This window comes from Kribbella sp. CCNWLW201 (assembly GCF_037203805.1).
Classification (GTDB): domain Bacteria; phylum Actinomycetota; class Actinomycetes; order Propionibacteriales; family Kribbellaceae; genus Kribbella.
In genome coordinates, this window is sequence record NZ_JBBCBQ010000009.1 from 165686 (window position 1) to 182842 (window position 17157).

General features: G+C 68.3%; 14 protein-coding genes. 9 read left to right on the plus strand and 5 right to left on the minus strand.

The annotated features are described in order from the left end of the window. Positions 1-73: 73 nt before the first annotated feature. From V9K99_RS31425 to V9K99_RS31465, 9 genes are all read left to right on the plus strand, one after another. The gene (locus V9K99_RS31425; protein ID WP_337009003.1) at positions 74-625 is read left to right on the plus strand and encodes a cell division protein FtsK; all 552 of its coding nucleotides are present in this window, start codon (positions 74-76) and stop codon (positions 623-625) included. Then, positions 622-1032: a ferritin-like domain-containing protein gene (locus V9K99_RS31430; RefSeq protein WP_337009005.1), complete on the plus strand. Its 411-nt coding sequence runs from the start codon at positions 622-624 to the stop codon at positions 1030-1032. The genes V9K99_RS31425 and V9K99_RS31430 overlap by 4 nt, the downstream gene beginning before the upstream one ends. A 276-nt stretch (positions 1033-1308) precedes the next feature. After that, positions 1309-1662: a cupin domain-containing protein gene (locus V9K99_RS31435; protein ID WP_337009007.1), complete on the plus strand. Its 354-nt coding sequence runs from the start codon at positions 1309-1311 to the stop codon at positions 1660-1662. Further along, positions 1655-3004 (plus strand): class I tRNA ligase family protein, encoded by a 1350-nt coding sequence (locus V9K99_RS31440; RefSeq protein ID WP_337009009.1) that lies wholly within the window; start codon positions 1655-1657, stop codon positions 3002-3004. Before V9K99_RS31435 ends, V9K99_RS31440 begins: the two co-directional genes overlap by 8 nt. A gap of 3 nt (positions 3005-3007) precedes the next feature. After that, entirely contained in the window at positions 3008-5527 is a 2520-nt protein-coding gene (locus V9K99_RS31445; RefSeq protein ID WP_337009011.1) for an FAD-dependent oxidoreductase, read from the plus strand. Further along, a complete protein-coding gene (locus V9K99_RS31450; protein WP_337009013.1) occupies positions 5524-6069 on the plus strand; it encodes a hypothetical protein in 546 nt (181 codons plus the stop codon). The genes V9K99_RS31445 and V9K99_RS31450 overlap by 4 nt, the downstream gene beginning before the upstream one ends. Then, positions 6066-7295 (plus strand): ATP-grasp domain-containing protein, encoded by a 1230-nt coding sequence (locus V9K99_RS31455; RefSeq protein WP_337009015.1) that lies wholly within the window; start codon positions 6066-6068, stop codon positions 7293-7295. The genes V9K99_RS31450 and V9K99_RS31455 overlap by 4 nt, the downstream gene beginning before the upstream one ends. Next, positions 7292-8545 carry an MFS transporter gene (locus V9K99_RS31460; RefSeq protein ID WP_337009017.1) on the plus strand — a complete coding sequence of 418 codons (1254 nt, stop codon included), beginning with the start codon at positions 7292-7294 and terminating at the stop codon, positions 8543-8545. Before V9K99_RS31455 ends, V9K99_RS31460 begins: the two co-directional genes overlap by 4 nt. Before the next feature lie 10 nt (positions 8546-8555). Further along, a complete protein-coding gene (locus V9K99_RS31465) occupies positions 8556-9794 on the plus strand; it encodes an ATP-grasp domain-containing protein (protein ID WP_337009019.1) in 1239 nt (412 codons plus the stop codon). A gap of 620 nt (positions 9795-10414) precedes the next feature. Here V9K99_RS31465 and V9K99_RS31470 read toward each other — a convergent pair. The 5 genes from V9K99_RS31470 to V9K99_RS31490 form a co-directional block, all read right to left on the minus strand. Further along, positions 10415-11827 carry an alkaline phosphatase PhoX gene (locus V9K99_RS31470; RefSeq protein WP_337006048.1) on the minus strand — a complete coding sequence of 471 codons (1413 nt, stop codon included), beginning with the start codon at positions 11825-11827 and terminating at the stop codon, positions 10415-10417. A 150-nt stretch (positions 11828-11977) separates the two neighbouring features. After that, the gene (locus tag V9K99_RS31475; RefSeq protein WP_337006046.1) at positions 11978-13279 is read right to left on the minus strand and encodes an ABC transporter substrate-binding protein; all 1302 of its coding nucleotides are present in this window, start codon (positions 13277-13279) and stop codon (positions 11978-11980) included. 9 nt (positions 13280-13288) lie between these two features. Next, a complete protein-coding gene (locus tag V9K99_RS31480) occupies positions 13289-14389 on the minus strand; it encodes a branched-chain amino acid ABC transporter permease (protein WP_337006043.1) in 1101 nt (366 codons plus the stop codon). Beyond that, positions 14386-15273, minus strand: coding sequence for a branched-chain amino acid ABC transporter permease (locus tag V9K99_RS31485; RefSeq protein WP_337006041.1), 888 nt, complete (start codon positions 15271-15273; stop codon positions 14386-14388). Before V9K99_RS31485 ends, V9K99_RS31480 begins: the two co-directional genes overlap by 4 nt. Continuing rightward, complete coding sequence (locus tag V9K99_RS31490; protein WP_337006039.1) at positions 15270-17099, minus strand: AMP-dependent synthetase/ligase; 1830 nt, start codon at positions 17097-17099, stop codon at positions 15270-15272. The genes V9K99_RS31485 and V9K99_RS31490 overlap by 4 nt, the downstream gene beginning before the upstream one ends. Positions 17100-17157 lie beyond the last annotated feature (58 nt).

Here is a 17157-nt window from a genome sequence, read left to right on the forward strand (position 1 = left end):
CCCAGGCCGGTCACCGGCTCGTCACCGGACCGGCCACCCGCTCGTCACCTCCTGCGCCGGGTATCGTTCCGCCGTGCCGAACGAACCCCTCCGCCTGTCGCGCCGTGCCGCGCTCACGACCGCCGCCCTCGTGTCGGGCGCTGTCGTGCTGACCGGCTGCGACGACGACAGCCCGAGCAGCTCCGGTACGCCGGGCGCCACGAAGAACTCGGGTCAGCCTGGCGAGGAGACACCCAGCACCGACCCGGTGGTCGTCGCGGCACTCAGTACGGCGGCCGCCCTGGTAACTCAATTGTCGCTCCGGTACACCAGCGTCAGTCAGAAGTTCCCCGCCCTGCGCACCCAGCTCGCCGCCGGCACCAAGTACCACGCCAGCCACCTGGCCCGGCTCAAGGAGACTCCGGGCGTGACAGCACCCGCAGCCGCCAAGCTCCCGGCACTCCCGAGTACGTCGGCAGCCGCGCTGACCGACCTGGCGAAGCGCGAGAAGGCCGCAGCCATCGCCCACGCTGCCGCGGCGGCCAAGGTGTCCGGTGCACCCGCCCGCCTGCTCGCGATGATCGCTGCCTCCGAGACCCAGCTGGCCACCACGCTCGCCCCGAAGAAGAAGGTGGACTCCGAGTGACTGAGGTGGAGGCACTCCAGGCAGCGCTCGCCGGTGAGCACGCGGCCGTGTACGGCCTGGGCGTTGCCGGCGGCAAGCTCAGCGGCGCCCGCTTCCGCGCGGCGACGGACACGTACGAGCAGCACCGCGCCAACCGCGACCGGCTGACCCAGTTGGTGGTCGCCGCCGGCGAGACCCCGGTCGCCGCCGAACCGGCGTACGACCTGCCCCAGGCGGTGACGAACGCGGCGACGGCCTCGGCACTGGTCCTGCTGATCGAGCGGCGGCTGTCGGCGGTGTACGGCGATCTGGTCGAGGCGGCCGAGCAGCCGGCCATCCGCGCGTTCGCGATCCAGAGTCTGCTGGCGACGGCGAGCGCCCAGCTCGCCTGGGGCGGCGCCCCGGTTGCCTTCCCCGGTGACGTCTGAGCGTAATCGCTCGATCACAAATAGCTGCTCCAACGAATAACTTCCGGCCCGGTTACGGATTGACCGGAAATTCGTTGCGTATTCCCCTTTACTCGCAGCGCTACCTTACCTATATTTTCGGCCACGGAGACTGGGGGGTCACCGAGTTTCGCGACGACGTTGGTGGCGTGTGTCGCGCTCGTTCCAAGGCTGACTAAGCGTCTGTTCCGTACCTTCATCCGCTTTTACTCAACTTCTTGAGCCGCGCCTTGCGTCGGCTACGGAGGGTGGCGAAGCATGCGCACATTCGATCTGAGCACCGGCGACGACCAGTACGTGAAAGACATCCGAGTGGTCCGCTGGGAGCAGTACGCACTGGAACGGGATCTGCCGTTCCAGGCGATGTGGTACAGCGTTCCGCCGGGATCCGAGAGCCCGGTTGACCAGCATCCCGAACTCGAGCTGTCTGTGGTCGTGGCCGGCACCGCGCACGTCCTGGTCGGCGACCGGGAGTACGAGGTCCAGCAGGGCGACGCGTTCCTGCTCGGCAGCACCGAGGCACACGTCGTACAGAATCGCTCGGCCGACGTACCGCTGACCGTGTTCAGCGCGTACTGGATGCCGCTGGCCGAGGCGGCCGGCCATGGCTGATCCGGTCACGGTTTTCACGTTCCCGCAGCCCACCATCAACGGCCCGTTGCACGTCGGTCATCTGTCCGGTCCGTACCTCGCCGCCGACATCGCCGCCCGGGCCGCTCGAGCCCGTGGGGAGCGCGTCGTCGTCACCACCGGCCTGGACGTGCACCAGAACTACGTGCTGACCCGAGCCGAGCGTGAAGGCGTCGAGGTCGGTGTGATGACGGCCGAGTTCCGCGATGACATCCAGGACACCTACGGCCTGGCCAGGATCGGGTTCGACTACTTCACCGACCCGCTCGGGGACGAGCATTCGCCGATCATCCGGCAACTCATGAACCACCTCGTGACGAGCGGCGCCACACCACTGTGCGAGGTCACCCTGCACGCCTGCGCCGACTGCGGCCGGACCCTGCACGAGTCCTACCTCAGCGGGCTCTGCGGCGAGTGCAAAGCGCCCGCGGCGGGCGGCGCGTGCGAGCAGTGCGGCAGCTTCACCCAGGTCGACACCATGGTCGATCCGGTCTGCGGCCGCTGCGGCGGCGAGCCCCGTCCGTTCACGGCGACAGTGCCGGTACTGCGGATGGAGGACCACCGCGAAACCCTGATCGCGACGTGGTTGCGAGCCGACCTTCCACCGGCCGTCCGGGACCTGATCGACCGCACTCTCCGGGCCGGGCTTCCGGAGATCGCACTCGCCTATCCGACCAACTGGGGTATCGAGGGCGACGGCCCACTCACCGGCGTGCGAATCGGCCCGTACACGGAGATCGCGCTCTCCGACCTGTACGGCGTCGCGCGCGCAGTCGACCCTGATGCCGCCGACGTGAGCGGCTACCTGGCCGCGCTCGATCGAGTAGACCATTTGTGGCACTTCCTCGGTCTCGACAACGCGTTCTGGTACGCGCTGTACTGGCCCGCGGTCTGGGCCGCCGCCGGGGTTGCCCGGCTGCCACTGGCCGGCCTCGTGGTCAACGAGTTCTACACATTCGACGGGGACAAATTCTCGACCAGCCGGAATCATGGAATCACCGCGACGGAATTACTGCGCACCGCGGATCCGTCAATCGTTCGTTTGTTTCTGGCCTGGGACCGGCCCGATCGCTTCCGCAGTGATTTCACCTTCAACTCCTTCCGTGCCTTCGCGGACCGGGTCGAACCATTGCTGGCCGGGGTGCACCGGGTTTCCGAACCGCTCGATCCGGCGCTGGCCGCGATCGAGCGGGCCCGCGGTGAGAGCGCGCTCCGGCCCAGCGGGTTCGACCTGCCGCTGGCGGCCCGTAGCCTGCTCACCCTGCTGGCCGGCGGTGTCCAGGACACCGGGTCGCTCCGGGCCGCCCTGACCGGGAGCGAGTAAGGCATGCGAGTCTGCGTGATCGGCGCCGGAATCGCCGGCACGTTGCTGGCCTGGCGACTGAGTGAGTCCGTCGAGGTCGACCTAGTGACGGGCCCACCTGGGATGGACGCCACAGCGGCATCGGGTGGTGGAGTCCGCGGCTTCGAGACACATCCGACGCAGCGCCGGCTGGCCATCGACAGCCTGACGGAGCTCTTCGACGGCCTGCAGGAAGAAGCCGGGTACACCGAAACTGGCTGCACCTACCTGCTGCCGTCGTACTCCGGGCTGGAGGCAGCCGTTGCGGAGGTCGAGCACGCTCACCCGGGCTCGATCGAGATCCTCGATCGAGACCAGCTCGAGCAGCAGGGCTGGCATGGTCTGCCCGAAGGCACGGTCGGTGTCTGCGAGAAGCGAGCCGGGTTCATCAGGCCGGACCAGCTCCGTACGTCGGTGATCCGGCAACTCGCCACAGGGCTGAGGAGCCGAGTGCTCGACGGACCGGTACTGCGGCTCGTCCCGCACCCGGACGGCTCCGTCAGCTGTCGCCTCCCCGGCCTGAGTCAGCGGTACGACGTCGTCGTGGTGGCTGCGGGCCCGTGGACACCCGGCCTGCTCGCCGGCAATGCCCTGCCGACCGAGCCGTACCGGACCAAGGCGATCCAGATCGCCATCTGCAAGGTGGACGGCGCCCTGCCGACCATGTTCGTGGACGAGACCAGCGACCTGTACGGGCGGCCCACCGCCGACGGCAGGTTGCTCCTCGGTGTGGACACGCACCGCTGGTCCGTCCCACCAGGCAGCAGCAGCCCGATCCCGGACCTGGCCGCTCAGGCCGTCCGGATCGCCGGCGAGCGGCTGCCACACCTCAAGCTGTCGGCGCCCGACCAGGTGGTCAGCAACGCCGACTGTTATGCCGATCCGCCGGTGCTGACCCTGTGGTCGGTTCTCGGCAGCACACATCGGCTCTTCACCTTCACCGGTGGGTCCGGCGGCAGCGTGAAAACCGCGCTGGCCGCTAGCCGGGCGGCTGCGAGCGACCTGCTCGTCACCGGTGTGGGTGTGTCTGACGATTCCACGCCGTCGCGAGCAGGTGCTCGGTGCGGTGCATCGGCGTGCGGGAGCGAAGGTCTCGATGCGGAGCATCGTGGCCTTTGCTCACGTGCGGCGAGGTGCCGTGCCGAGTGCCGCGCAGTAGGCGGGGAATCGTCAGACACGCCCAACACGCGCACCACCACTTCGCGGACGGAGACACAGCGCATGACCATCACGGAACCAGGCACGAAACGAACAACGCCCCGGTACCACACCATCGGTATCGGGGCCGGGCCCTCCAACCTCTCACTGGCGGCCCTGTACAAGAACGTCACCACCGAGAAGCTGGCACTGTTCGACGCTCGCCCGGGCAGCGGCTGGCACACTCCCCTGCTCTACCCGGGCGTCCGGATGCAGACCGGCTGGATGAAGGACCTGGTCTCGCTGGTCGACCCGCGGCACGAGCTGACGTTCCTGAACTACCTGGTCACCTCCGGGCGGCTCTATGCGCTGATCAACTCCCAGTTCGACTCGCTCCCCCGGATCGAGTACGAGCGCTACCTGGCCTGGGCCACCCAGCGGCTCGGCGTGGTCAACTTCGGCTCCCGGGTCGACGCGATCTCGATCACCGACGACGGCTTCCAAGTCACTGTCGACGGCGTACCGGCCGCTGTCTCCGAGCACCTCGTACTCGGACTCGGCACCCGTCCGGTCCGCCCGGAGTACCTCCGCGGCCTGCCCGCCGAGCGAGCGTTCATCGCCGACGAACTCGGCGACCGGATGCCGGCCCTGGACAAGGCCGCGCCTACCGCTGTCATCGGCGGCGGCCAGACCGGTCTCGAGTGCGTCCTGCGGCTGCTCGGCTCCGGCTTCACCGACATCCGCTGGCTGGGCCGCAACCAGTGGTTCCGCAGCATCGACGACTCGCCGATGGCCAACGAGCTCTACCGGCCGTCGCACATCGAGTACCTGCAGGGCCTCAACCGCGACAAACGCAAGCAGATGATCGACGACTCCCGCTACAGCGGTGACGCCATCACGCCTGGCGGACTGCGGGCGCTCTACCAGTCCAACTACGACGGCTTCCTGTCCCTCGGCCGCTTCCCGGTCACGCTGCTGCCGGGCCGCGACGTCAAGTCGTCCGCACCGGGATCCGACGGCGACATCCGGCTCTGCTGTACGACGTCCACGACGCCGGAGGAGCACGTCGTACGCCAGGTCGTTGTCGCGGGCGGGCGGGAGCACGTGGAGGCCCCGTTTGACGACGACCTGAAGGAGCGGATCGAGGTCGACGACGACGGGCAGTTGCTGGTCGAGCCGGACTACTCGGTGCGCTGGAAGGGCATGAACGGGCACAAGATCTACACGTTCAACGCCAGCCGATACAGCCACGGCCTGACCAACGCCGGTCTGACCCAACTGCCGGTCCGGGCCGCGATCGTGCTGAACTCCATGTTCGACCGGGAGATCTACCCGATCTCCGACGAGCTCTGCGCGGTGCAGTGGTGACCGCCGCATTCCACGAACCACTCTTTCCCGACATCGACGGGGTGTGGTTCCAGCTCGAGGTCGACGATCCGTCCGCCGGTGCGCCGTACGGGCAGTATCACCGCGAGGGCGACCTGGTCTGGGCGGAGTTCTATGCCGGCGGCACGTTGCGCAGCGGCCGGCTGGTCGGGAACCTGCGGGCCGACGGTTCGTTCGACGCGGCGTACTGCCTGATCAGCCTGACCGGCGAGCTGATCAGCGGCGAGTGCCACAGCGTCCCCGAGTTCGATGCTCAGGGCAACATCACGATCACCGACCACTTCCGTCGCAGCGACGGCACCACCGGGACGAGCCAGATCCGGCAGATCCCCGCACCGGTCGGGGGGGTGTCTGGGGACTCCGCGCAGTCGCGAGCAGGTGCTCGGCGGAGTGCAGCGCAAGGCGGAGGGCGAGGCTCGGAGTGGGGTTCTCCGTGCCTCGTCCTCCAACGCCGCGATGTGCCCGCCGAGCGCCGCGCAGCACGCGCGGAGTTCCCAGACACCCCCCAAGGAGGCATGAGATGACCGACAGACCTCATCTGCTGGTGGTGGCCACCGGCATGCGGCTGTTCCGCGAGTACATCCTGCGGTCGATCGCACCGCAGTACCGGATCCACATGTTCCTGCACAGCGAACCGACCTGGGAGAAGGACTACATCGAGGGCTGGACCGTGCTGGAGAGCACCCTCGACGCCGACGCCCTGGTCGCCGCCGCGCACGAACTGCACGACAAGGAGTCCATCGACGGCGTGCTGTGCTGGGACGAGGCCCGGATCCTGCAGACCGCCCACGTCGCCGAGGCCCTCGGCCTGCCGGGTGGTGACGTCGCAATGGTGAACCGCTGCCGCGACAAGCACCTGACCCGTACGGCGCTCGCCGAGCACGGGGTCCCGCAGCCGAAGTCGGTTCTCGTGGACACCGTCGAGGACGCCCTGGCCGTGGACGTGGGCTACCCGCGCATCCTCAAACCACGTGCGTTGGCCGCCAGTCTCGGCGTGGTGAAGGTGAACTCGCCGGACGAGCTGCGTGAGAACTGGGACTTCGCCCACGACACGACCGTCCCGGAGGCGCCGCACTACGACGTGAAGGTCCTGGTCGAGGAGTTCGCCGACGGCTACGAGATCAGCATCGACGCGGCCGTCTTCCAGGGTCAGGTGACGCCGTTCTGTCTTGCCCGCAAGGAGATCGGCTATCCGCCGTACGCCGAAGAGGTCGGTCACTTCGTCGACGCGGCAGACCCGTTGCTCGCCGACGACCAGCTGATGCAGGTGCTGGTCGACGCGCACAAGGCGATCGCGTTCACCGACGGTGTCACGCACACCGAGATCATGATGACGGCCGACGGCCCGAAGCTGATCGAGATCAATGCCCGGATCGGCGGCGACCTGATCCCCTACCTCGGCCTGAAGGCGACCGGGGTCGACCCAGGGCTGGCCGCGGCCGCGGTCGCCTGCGGACGTGCACCGGAGCTGGTGCCGGATCGCAAGCTGGTCGGCGGTGTCCGGTTCTTCTATGTGGACGAGAACGACACCGTGCTCGACCTGGTCGAGTTCGACTCGGACATCTTGCCGGAGTCCATCGACCAACTGGTGCCGCTGATGGAGGCCGGCCAGACGACCAGCCCGCCGCCGGAGGGAACGCTCTGGGGCCGGATCGCCTACGCCACCGCGGTCGCCGGCTCCATCGAGGACTGCCGGGCCGGGCTTGACGCCGCGGAGAAGGCATTGCGTTGGGCGGGACATCCGAAATGACAACCACTGAAGAGAGCACCGGCATCTGGGCGACCATCCGGGAAGCCCCGGTGCCGGTGAAGGCGCTGCTGGTCGGCGTCTTCGTGAACAAGCTCGGCTGGTTCCTGCAGGTCTTCCTGGTGCTGTTCCTCACCACCTCGAAGGGCTTCACTCCGGTGCAAGCCGGTACGGCGCTCGGCGTGTACGGCGGTGGTTCGGTGATCGGCCTGATCATCGGCGGATCGCTGTCGGACCGGATCGGACCGCGAGCCGCGGTGATGATCAGCATGTTCGGGATGGCCGGATTCGTGCTGGCGATCGCGTACGTGCCCAGCTACACGGCCGTGGTGGTCGTGGTTGCGCTGGCCGGTGCGGTCGGGCAGTTCTACCGTCCGGCCTCGGCCGCGCTGCTGACCGAGCTGACACCGAAGAACCGCCAGGTGATGATCTTCGCGGTCTATCGGTTGGCGATGAACCTCGGGACCACTGCGGCACCGCTGATCGGTGCCGCCCTGGTCGCGGTGTCGTGGAACCTGCTGTTCATCGGCGAGGCGGTCGCGGCCCTGGCCTACGCGGCGGTGGCGATCGTCGCCCTGCCCAAGCGATCCCCCAAGCCTGTTGAAGACACGGTTTCCGATCAACCGTCGACCGGCGGCTATGTCGCCGTACTGCGGGACTACAAGTACGTGCTGTTCCTGCTGTGCATGTTCATCAACGCGGCGATCTACATGCAGTACCTGGCCGTCCTGCCGCTGCACATGAAGGCCGACGGACTGTCGACCTGGTGGTTCAGCGCGGTCGTCGCACTGAACGGCTTCATCGTCATCACCTGTGAGTTGCTGGTGACGAAGGTGGTGCAGAACTGGCCGGCCCGGGTGGTCGCGATGACCGGGTTCGTGCTGCTCGGCGGCGGGCTCGCGTTCTACGCGCTGCCCGGCGGACTGGCGATCTTCGTGATCGGCACGCTGCTGTGGACGCTGGCCGAGATCATCGGCGGGCCGACCATGTTCGCCTACCCGGGGATGGCCGCGCCGCAGCCGTTGCTCGGCCGGTACGTCGGTTCCGCGCACGCGATGTTCGGACTCGGCTCCGCGCTCGGCCCGTTCCTCGGGGTGTGGGTGTGGAACCAGTCCGGCACCCAGGTCTGGGTGTGGTGCGGGCTGGCCGGCGCGATCGGCATCGTCCTCGCGTACTTCGGGATGACGCCAACAGCCTCACCCGAAGCCGACCGCGCACCTGTCGCAGAACCGCTGCCGAGCGAGAGCTCGTAGGAGGATTGCCATGAGCAACTACACGATCATCGTGGATCCGTTGTCCACGGGACAGGAATATCCGGCCGCGTTCCGCGAGGCGGGCCGGCTGCCGGTTGCCGTACTGAGTGGTGCCGAGCCGCCGCCGGCGTACACGGCCAGTTGGCATCCGGACGACTTCGAGCACGTGCACTACTTCACCGGCGACGTGCACGCGCTGGCCGAGGAGCTGCGGCAGTACGAACCGGAGTACCTGGTTCCCGGCGCCGAGAGCGGGGTCGAGCTGTGTGACCAGCTGATCGAGATCCTGGTGCCTGGCACCGGGAACGTCCCGGAGCTGGCGTCGGCGCGGCGGGACAAGTGGGAGATGGCGCAGGCGCTGGCCGCCGCGGGTGTGCCGCGGTTGCGTCAGTTCCGGACCGCCGATCCGGTCGAGGCGGAGAAGTGGCTGAAGGAGAACGAGCTGCTCGGCCGCCGGCTGGTGATCAAGCCGCCGAAGAGCGCGGCCGGTGACGAGGTGTACGTCGTCTTCGAGGACGGCGACTGGCGGGAGCGGTTCGACCGGGTGCTCGGGCGGACCAACAAGATGGGGCTGACCAACGACGCCGTACTGATCCAGGAGTACGCCGAGGGCACGGAGTACCTGGTCGACACCTACAGCGTGGACGGGAAGCACGCGCTGGTCGACGTGTGCCGCTACACGAAGGTCGGCCGGGGCGACAAGATCGGCATCTATCGGCGGATCGACTTCCTGGCCGAGGACGATCCCGAAGTGCAGGCGCTGTGGCCGTACACCCAGCAGGTGCTGGACGCGGTCGGCATCCGGATCGGCTGCGGTCACGTCGAGGTGATGATGACAGCGGACGGCCCGCGGCTGATCGAGGTCGCGGCCCGGCCGGCCGGCGGTGGTCACCAGATGGTCAGCGAGCTGGCCACCGGCGACAACCACATCAAGCGGACCGTCGCGCATCGCGTCCGCGGTGAGGTCCGGGACGGATTCGACCTGGTCCAGCACCTACGCGGCGTCTTCATCATCGCGCCCGGCGAGGGCTACTTCCGCAACCGCGAGGTCTTCGACGGTATCGACGCACTGAAGTCGTTCCACTGGATGAAGATCCTGTACGACGAGGACGCCGTCGTCCCCGAGACCGTCGACCTGTTCACCTGCCTGGCCTGGGTCATCCTGATCCACAGCGACCCGGCCACCCTCGACGCCGACTACCACCGCGTACTGGAGATGGAGGCCGGGATCGTCATCGAAACCCGCTGACGCACAGCCAACGGAGACCCCCTGACCGGGCCCGGGCGGACCACCACCGCCCGGGCCCGATCCACGTCCCCGCCACTGAAGCCACCGTGCACACGGCCCCCGCCACTGAAGCCACCGTGCAGACGGCCCCCGCCACTGAAGCCACCGTGCGAATGGCGGCCCGAGTAGCATCGGGTGAAAGGACTGTGTCGCCGACAGCCCCTTGTCGGCGACCAACTGCCCACACTCAGCACACTGGCTTCACTGGCGCGGCACCCCAGCCAGCACGGTGGCTTCACTGGCGCGGCACCCCAGCCAGCACGGTGGCCTCACTGGCGCGGCACCCCAGCCAGCACGGTCGCCTCACTGGCGCGGCACCCCAGCCAGCACGGTGGCCTCACTGGCGCGGCACCCCAGCCAGCACGGTGGCCTCACTGGCGCGGCACCCCAGCCAGCACGGTGGCTTCACTGGCGCGGCACCCCAGCGAGCACGGTCGCCTCACTGGCGCGGCACCCCAGCCAGCACGGTGGCTTCACTGGCGCGCGCCCCAGCGAGCACGGTGGCTTCGCTGGCGCGGCACGCCAGCCAGCACGGTGGCTTCAGTGGACGGGATGGGACGCAGGGCTGGGGGCGGTGGTGGTCAGCGGCGGCGGCGCCAGGGGCCGGTGATCGCGTAGGTGATCCCCGGCGTGTAGACGTTGAAGAACATCGTCCGGCCGTCGGCGGAGAAGCCGGCCCCGGCCAGCTCGCCGAACTCCGGGTCCTCCGGGGTGCCGTTGTTCACCCGGTTGCGGGCGAACTTGAAGACCTCGCCGTCCTCGGTCGTGCCGAGGATGTGCTGCTCGCCGAGACCGTCCTCACACATCATCAGACCGCCGTACGGCGACATCGTGATGTTGTCCGGAGCATCGAACTCCGGGTCGTCCGAGCCGGGCTTCGGCCGGGTGAAGATCACCTCGAGGCGGAGCGTCTTCTTCCGCGGGTCGAACCGCCAGACCTGGCCGTCGTGGTCGACCTTCGGCCCGAGCTCGGTCCGGGCGAACGACGAGACGAAGTACACGCAGCGGTCCCGCGTACCCCACCAGCAGCCCTCCAGCTTGTAACCGCCGGTGATCGGCTTGCCGTAGTCCTGGGCGCGCACCGACACGGTCGTCGCCAGCGGGTCCGGCACCTTGATCCACTGGACCCCGCCGAACTCGGCGCCGGCCTCCTGCACGACGGACAGGTCCGGCAGACCGGGGATGTACATGGCCTGCAGTTCCCCACCTGCCCGCAGCGAACCCCATCCACCGCGCGGACGGTTCGGGAGGAACCGGTAGAACCCGCCGAGCGGCGCGACGAACGCGTCCTCGGTCTCGTACACGATCCCGGTCGCCGGATCGACCGCGACCGCCTCGTGCTGGAACCGGCCCATCGCGGTCAGCGGGGTCGGGTTGTTGTTGCGGCGGTCGTCGTACGGGTCGACTTCGAAGATGAAGCCGTGATCCTTGGTGTAGCCGCTCTGACCCGCCTTGAGCTCGGTCTCCTCACAGGTCAGCCAGGTGCGCCACGGCGTGATGCCGCCGGAGCAGTTGATCGCCGTACCGCCGAGACTGACGAACTCGCCGGTCGTGCTGTTGTGCTTGTCCACGACCAGCGTGCTGGTGCCGCCGGCGGCGGCCGGGTCGTAGGTGCGCTCCGGCGGCGCGACCACCTTGATGGTGGCGGTCGGGCTGCACTCGTGGTTGCGGACCAGGCGGGAGCCGCCGTGCCGGTCCGCGAAGGCGCCCATGCCGTCGAACCGGCTCGGCGTCTTCAGGCCGTCCTCCCGGACAGTGCCCTCGCGGGACAGGATCTTGTAGCTGAACCCGGGCGGCAGGTCGAGCATGCCGTTCGGGTCCTCGATCAGCGGCCCGTACCCGATCTTCGGGCCGGACGTGCCGAGCGCGGGCTGGGCGGTGTACAGCGCCTCGACCGAGCCGGCGACGCTGACCGCGACACCCGCCGCGGCCGCTCGGGCGACGAACTGGCGCCGGGACAGGGCCTGTACTTCTGACGACTGCTCAACAGACACGGTGCGTGGCCTCCTCGTGGGCGGAAAGGATCTGCCGGTCACCGATGAACGTACGGTGAACAACAGACCACGACAAGGCGAACCGCGCGCCGCGGCACCCGCGATTTCCCAGAATCGCGGGTGCCGCCCTGCCCCCCAACTTTGACGTGACTACTGGTAACAGGGCTTGGTGAACTCGTGCGCCTGGGCCGTCTTGCCGGTGAAGAAATCCCGCTCCACCTTCACGCCGGTCGGGGCCGTCGGGTCCACCTTGGAGATGATGCTGGCCCGGAAGACCCGCTCGTTCGGGTCACCGGTGAAGCGACCAGCCTCGGCCGGCAGCATCCCTTCGTAGTCCACGGTCTGCAGCGACTTCACCGCGGCCAGCAGCCCGGCCCGGGTGAGGTCCTTGGAGTCGACCGCCTTCTGTAGCGCGGCCTTCAGCGGGTACGACCAGACCCAGCCGGCCGTGTAGCCGTCGTTCGGTGCGGCCTTGAAGGTCGCCTGGTCGATCGACTCGGCCAGCGCCTTGTGACCCGGGGTGTCCGTGCCGTACGGCGCCCAGGGTCCGGACTGCCGGTAGAGCGCGGTCAGCGCGGGCGCGGCCGGGCTCTTCAGCAGGGCCGGGTTCCAGGTCGGACTGGTGCCGATGAACTGGCCCTTGAAACCGTTCTGCGCGGCCCCGCCGACGATGGTCGCCGCCTCGGTCGGGCCGGTGGTCAGGATGACCAGATCAGGCTTGGCCGCGACCAGTTTCTGGATCGCCGCGCCCTGGTTCTCCTGTCCGGGAGCGGTCGGGATGTCGGTGAACGTCAGCCCGTTCGCCTCGGCCGCGATCTTCGTCCCGGCCGCGGCGTCGTCACCATAGTCACCCGGGAAGTGCACCGCGGCGACGGTCTTCGGCTTGAGCGTCTCGACCGCGAAGTCGACCGAGTTCATCGACTCGAAGCAGTAGTTCGTGCCCGACTCCAGGATCACGTCCTCGAACGCCCAGGCCGATGTCCAGGACGCCGGTACGCCGATCACGTTGCTGGACTTCAGGTCGCCCAGGATCGCCGCAGTCGTCGGTGAGCCGAGGGTCTGGGCCAACCCCAGGACGTCCGGCTTGATCTCGGCGTACACCTCGTTGTGGATCTGCGGGTTGTACTTGTTGTCCTTGGTGTACTTGGTCACGTCGACCTCGAAGGCCCCGATCCCGCCGGCCTCGTTGACCCGCTGCCAGAACGCCTTCTGGCTCTCGGTGATCGGTACGCCGAGGGCCTTGAACGGACCCTCGGTCAGGTCCGAGATCGAGCCGAGGTAGATGCAGCCCTTCGCCTTGTCGACCGCGGCCGGGCACGGCTCGGAGGTGACCCCGACGTCGAACTTGACGCCCGAGCTGCCCTGCTGCTCCTCCGGGGCGTCGTTGCGGCACCCCGCGATCAAGACCATCGCCGCCACCAGCGCGATGGTGATTCCCTTGTGCACGCTCATCGATACTCCTTAATGCGAGAACGGCCACGACTTCCAGTAGGTGCGGATCCGGATCCAGATCCCGAACAGCCCGCGCGGTTCGAAGATCAGGAAGCCGATGATCAACAGGCCGTAGAGGATCGTCTCGACCTGGAAGACCGTGATCCCCCCGGCCGCCGAGCTGCCGCTGATGAACGGCAGCACGGCCGGGAGTTCGCGGGTGACCCTCGGCAACAGGGTGATGAACAGCGCGCCGAGCACCGATCCGGAGATGGTGGCGACACCGCCGATCAGCACCATCGCGATGTACTGCACCGACATCCCGAGGTTGAACGACCCCGGCTCGACGAAGCCGATCATCACGTACAGCAGCGCGCCCGCGACGCCGGCGTAGAACGACGACACCGCGAACGCGATCATCTTGTACCGGGTCACGTCGACCCCGATCACCTCGGCGGCCAGATCCCGGTCCCGTACGGCGGCCAGCGCCCGGCCGATCCTGGACCGGACCAGGTTCCGGGCCAGCACGCCGAAGATCACCAGCAGCACCAGCATCAACAGGTAGAGCTTCTGTGCCTTCGTGAACACCTCCCCGTCGACCGCGAACTGGAACCCGAACAGCTCCGGTACGGCGGCCGGCCGCCCGACTCCGACTCCCCCGGTGAGCTCGCGCCAGTGCTTGAACACGTGCTCCCCGATGAACACCAGGCCGAGCGTCACCACGGCCAGATACAACCCACGCAGCCGGGCCGCCAGCGGCGCGACGATCAACCCGGCCAGCCCCGCGACCAGTCCGGCTGCGAGCAACCAGATCGGCAGCGAGGTGATCCCGAACCCGATCAGCCGGCTGTCCGGGTCCCCCGACAACGCCGCCGCGGTGTAGGCGCCGATGGCCAGGAAGAACGCATGCCCGAGCGACACCTGCCCGGCGTGCCCGGTGACGATGTTCAGCCCGATCGCCCCGATCGACGCGACACAAGCCGTCGCCAGGACGACGAGCAGATCGTCGGTCAGCATGAACGGCAACGACACCGCGAGAATCCCCAGCACAGCCGTCCACACCCGCTTTACCGGCGTATTCAGCAACGCCATGTCCTGCTTGTAGGACAGGTAGAGCAGTGGTCGACTCATATCCGCTCCACCTCTCGAGTGCCGAACAGGCCGTACGGTTTGACCAGGAGGACGAGCAGCATCAGCAAGTAGGGGACGACCAGGAAGAAGTCGCCGCCGAAGACGGGGTGGAGGTCGTCGCCGTAGCTGCCGACCAGCGCCTCGACCACGCCGACCGCGAGGCCCGCGACGACTGCTCCGCCGAGGGAGTCGAGGCCGCCGAGGATGATCACCGGCAGGGCCTTGAGCGCGGTCAGCCAGAGGTTCTGCTCGAGCCCGATACCGGTCGACAGGAACACCCCGGCCAGCCCGGCGAGCGCGGCCGCGAGCGCCCACGACAGCGAGAACACCCGCCCGACCGAGACGCCCTGTGCGAGCGCGACCTCCTGGTCCGACGACGCTGCTCGCATCGCCAGACCGGTCCGCGACCAGCGGTAGAACGCGAACAGCGCCGCCACCACGATCAGCGTCGTCGCCAGCGTGGCGAGGTGCCGTTGGTCGATCTTGGCGCCCAGTACGTCGACCTGCTTCAGACCCCACGGATCACCCATCTGCCGGATGTCCAGGCCGATGAACGAGTTCACCACCGTCCGGATCACGATGTCGACGCCGAGGGTGATGATCGCGATCACGAACACCGGCTTGCCGATCATCGGCCGCAACGCCAGCCGTTCCACCCCGGCGCCGAGCAGCGCGGTCAGCAGCAGCGCGACCAGCACGGCCAGGAAGAAGTTCATCTCCAGCACCAGGTAGCCGACCAGCAGCGCGCCGGCCATCATGAACGCCGGCTGGGCGAAGCTGATCACCCGCATGGACTTGTAGACGATCACGAACCCCAGCGCCAGCAGGGCGTAGATCGCCCCGTTGCCGAGACCGCGGACGACGGTGGCGACGAACTCGTTCACCGGACACCCCCGGTGTACATCGACTCGACCAGGCCGGCGAACGTCGTGGCGACGGCGCTTCGCTTGACCTTCTGGGTCGCAGTCAGTTCACCGTCCTCGTGATCCAGCAACTTCGGCAGCAGCCGGAACGACCGCACCTGCTCGACGGTGGCGAACCGTTCGTTCACCTCGTCCACGACCCCCTGGACGAGCGCGATCACCTCGGGCTTCGCGGACAGATCGCCGTACGTCGAGTAAGGCAGCCGATGCATCTGGGCCCAGTGGCCGACGGTGTCCGGCTCGATCCCGATCAGCGCGGTGAGGAACTTACGCCGGTCGCCGATCACCACCGCTTCCTTGATGTACGGCGATGCCTTGAGAGCGTTCTCGAGTTCCGACGGGGCGATGTTCTTGCCGCCCGCGGTGATGATGATGTCCTTCATCCGGTCGGTGATGCGCAGATGCGTGCCGTCGACCCACTCCCCCACGTCGCCCGTGTGCAGCCAGCCGTCCGGATCGATCACCTTCGCGGTCGCCTCCGGGTCCTGCCAGTAGCCGGCGAACGTGCCGGGATGCCGGGTGAGGATCTCGCCGGTGCTCTCGTCGATCCGCACCTCGACGCCCTTGTGCGGTTCGCCGACCGTGCCGACCTTGACGCGGCCGGGGCGGTTCGCGGTTGCCACGGCGGTGTTCTCAGTCATGCCGTACACCTCGTGCATCGGCAGGCCCAGCCCCATGAAGAAGCGCAGTACCTCGGGCGCGATCGGTGCGGCCCCGGAGGCGGCGTACCGGACCTTGCGCAGGCCGACGCGGTCCTTCAACGCGCGGTAGCAGAGCAGCCAGCCGATCGCGTAGACAGCTCTGGAGGCCGCGGTGTGACGACCACCGTTGGCCGCGAGTACGCCGCCGATCCAGTCCGCCCGACGCAGCCAGTAGCCACCGATCAGGCGCTTGACCGGGTCCGCGGACTCGATCCGGATCTGCACCCCGGCCGCGATCTTCTCCCAGATCCGGGGTACGCCGAACAGGATGCTCGGCTGGACCTCGTGCAGGTTGGTCGCGACGGTCTCGATCGACTCAGCGAAGTGCACGCAGACGCCCGCCCCGGCACCGAACCAGCCGCTGAAGATCCGCTCGGCCACGTGGCACAACGGCAGGTAGGACAGCACGCTGTCGCGGGGTGACGGCGGCGGTGCGGTGAAGCCGCCGCGTTCGACCAGCTCCTGGATCGCGAAGTCGACGTTCGCGGCCGTCAGCATCACGCCCTTCGGCGGACCGGTCGTGCCCGAGGTGTAGATCAGCGACACCACGTCGTCCGGCTGTGCCTCGTCCATCCGCTCGGTCACCGCGTGCGGGTGCGCCTCCCGGTGCTCGTTGCCGATCGCAAGGAAATCGGGCCAGGCGATCAGCCGCGGGTCGTCGTACCGGTACCGGATGCCGCGTGGTTCGACGTACACGATGTGCTTCAGGTCGGGCAGATCCTCGATCGCCAGCGCCTTGTCGACCTGCTCCTGGTCCTCGGCGATCAGCACCTTCGCACCCGAGTGGCGGAGCAGGTAGCCGACCTCGGCGACCGGGTTGGTCGGGTAGAGGCCGACGGTGGCGGCGCGGACGGCGACCGTACCGACGTCGGTGTAGAGCCACTCGCGCCGGTTCTCCGAGTGGATCGCGACCCGGTCTCCCGGCTCGATGCCGAGGGCAATCAACGCGTGCCCGGCCAGCTCGGCGGTGTCCCAGTACTGCTCCCAGCTGACCTGCTGCCAGATGCCCAGATCCTTCTCCCGCAACGCGATCACGTGGGGTGTCGTCTTCGCCCGGTCCTGGACTCGGGTAGCGATGGTTCTCATCCACGTCCTCGCTTCGCTCCGGGCGCGGATGAGGCACAAGGTCCGCTGCGCTTGATGA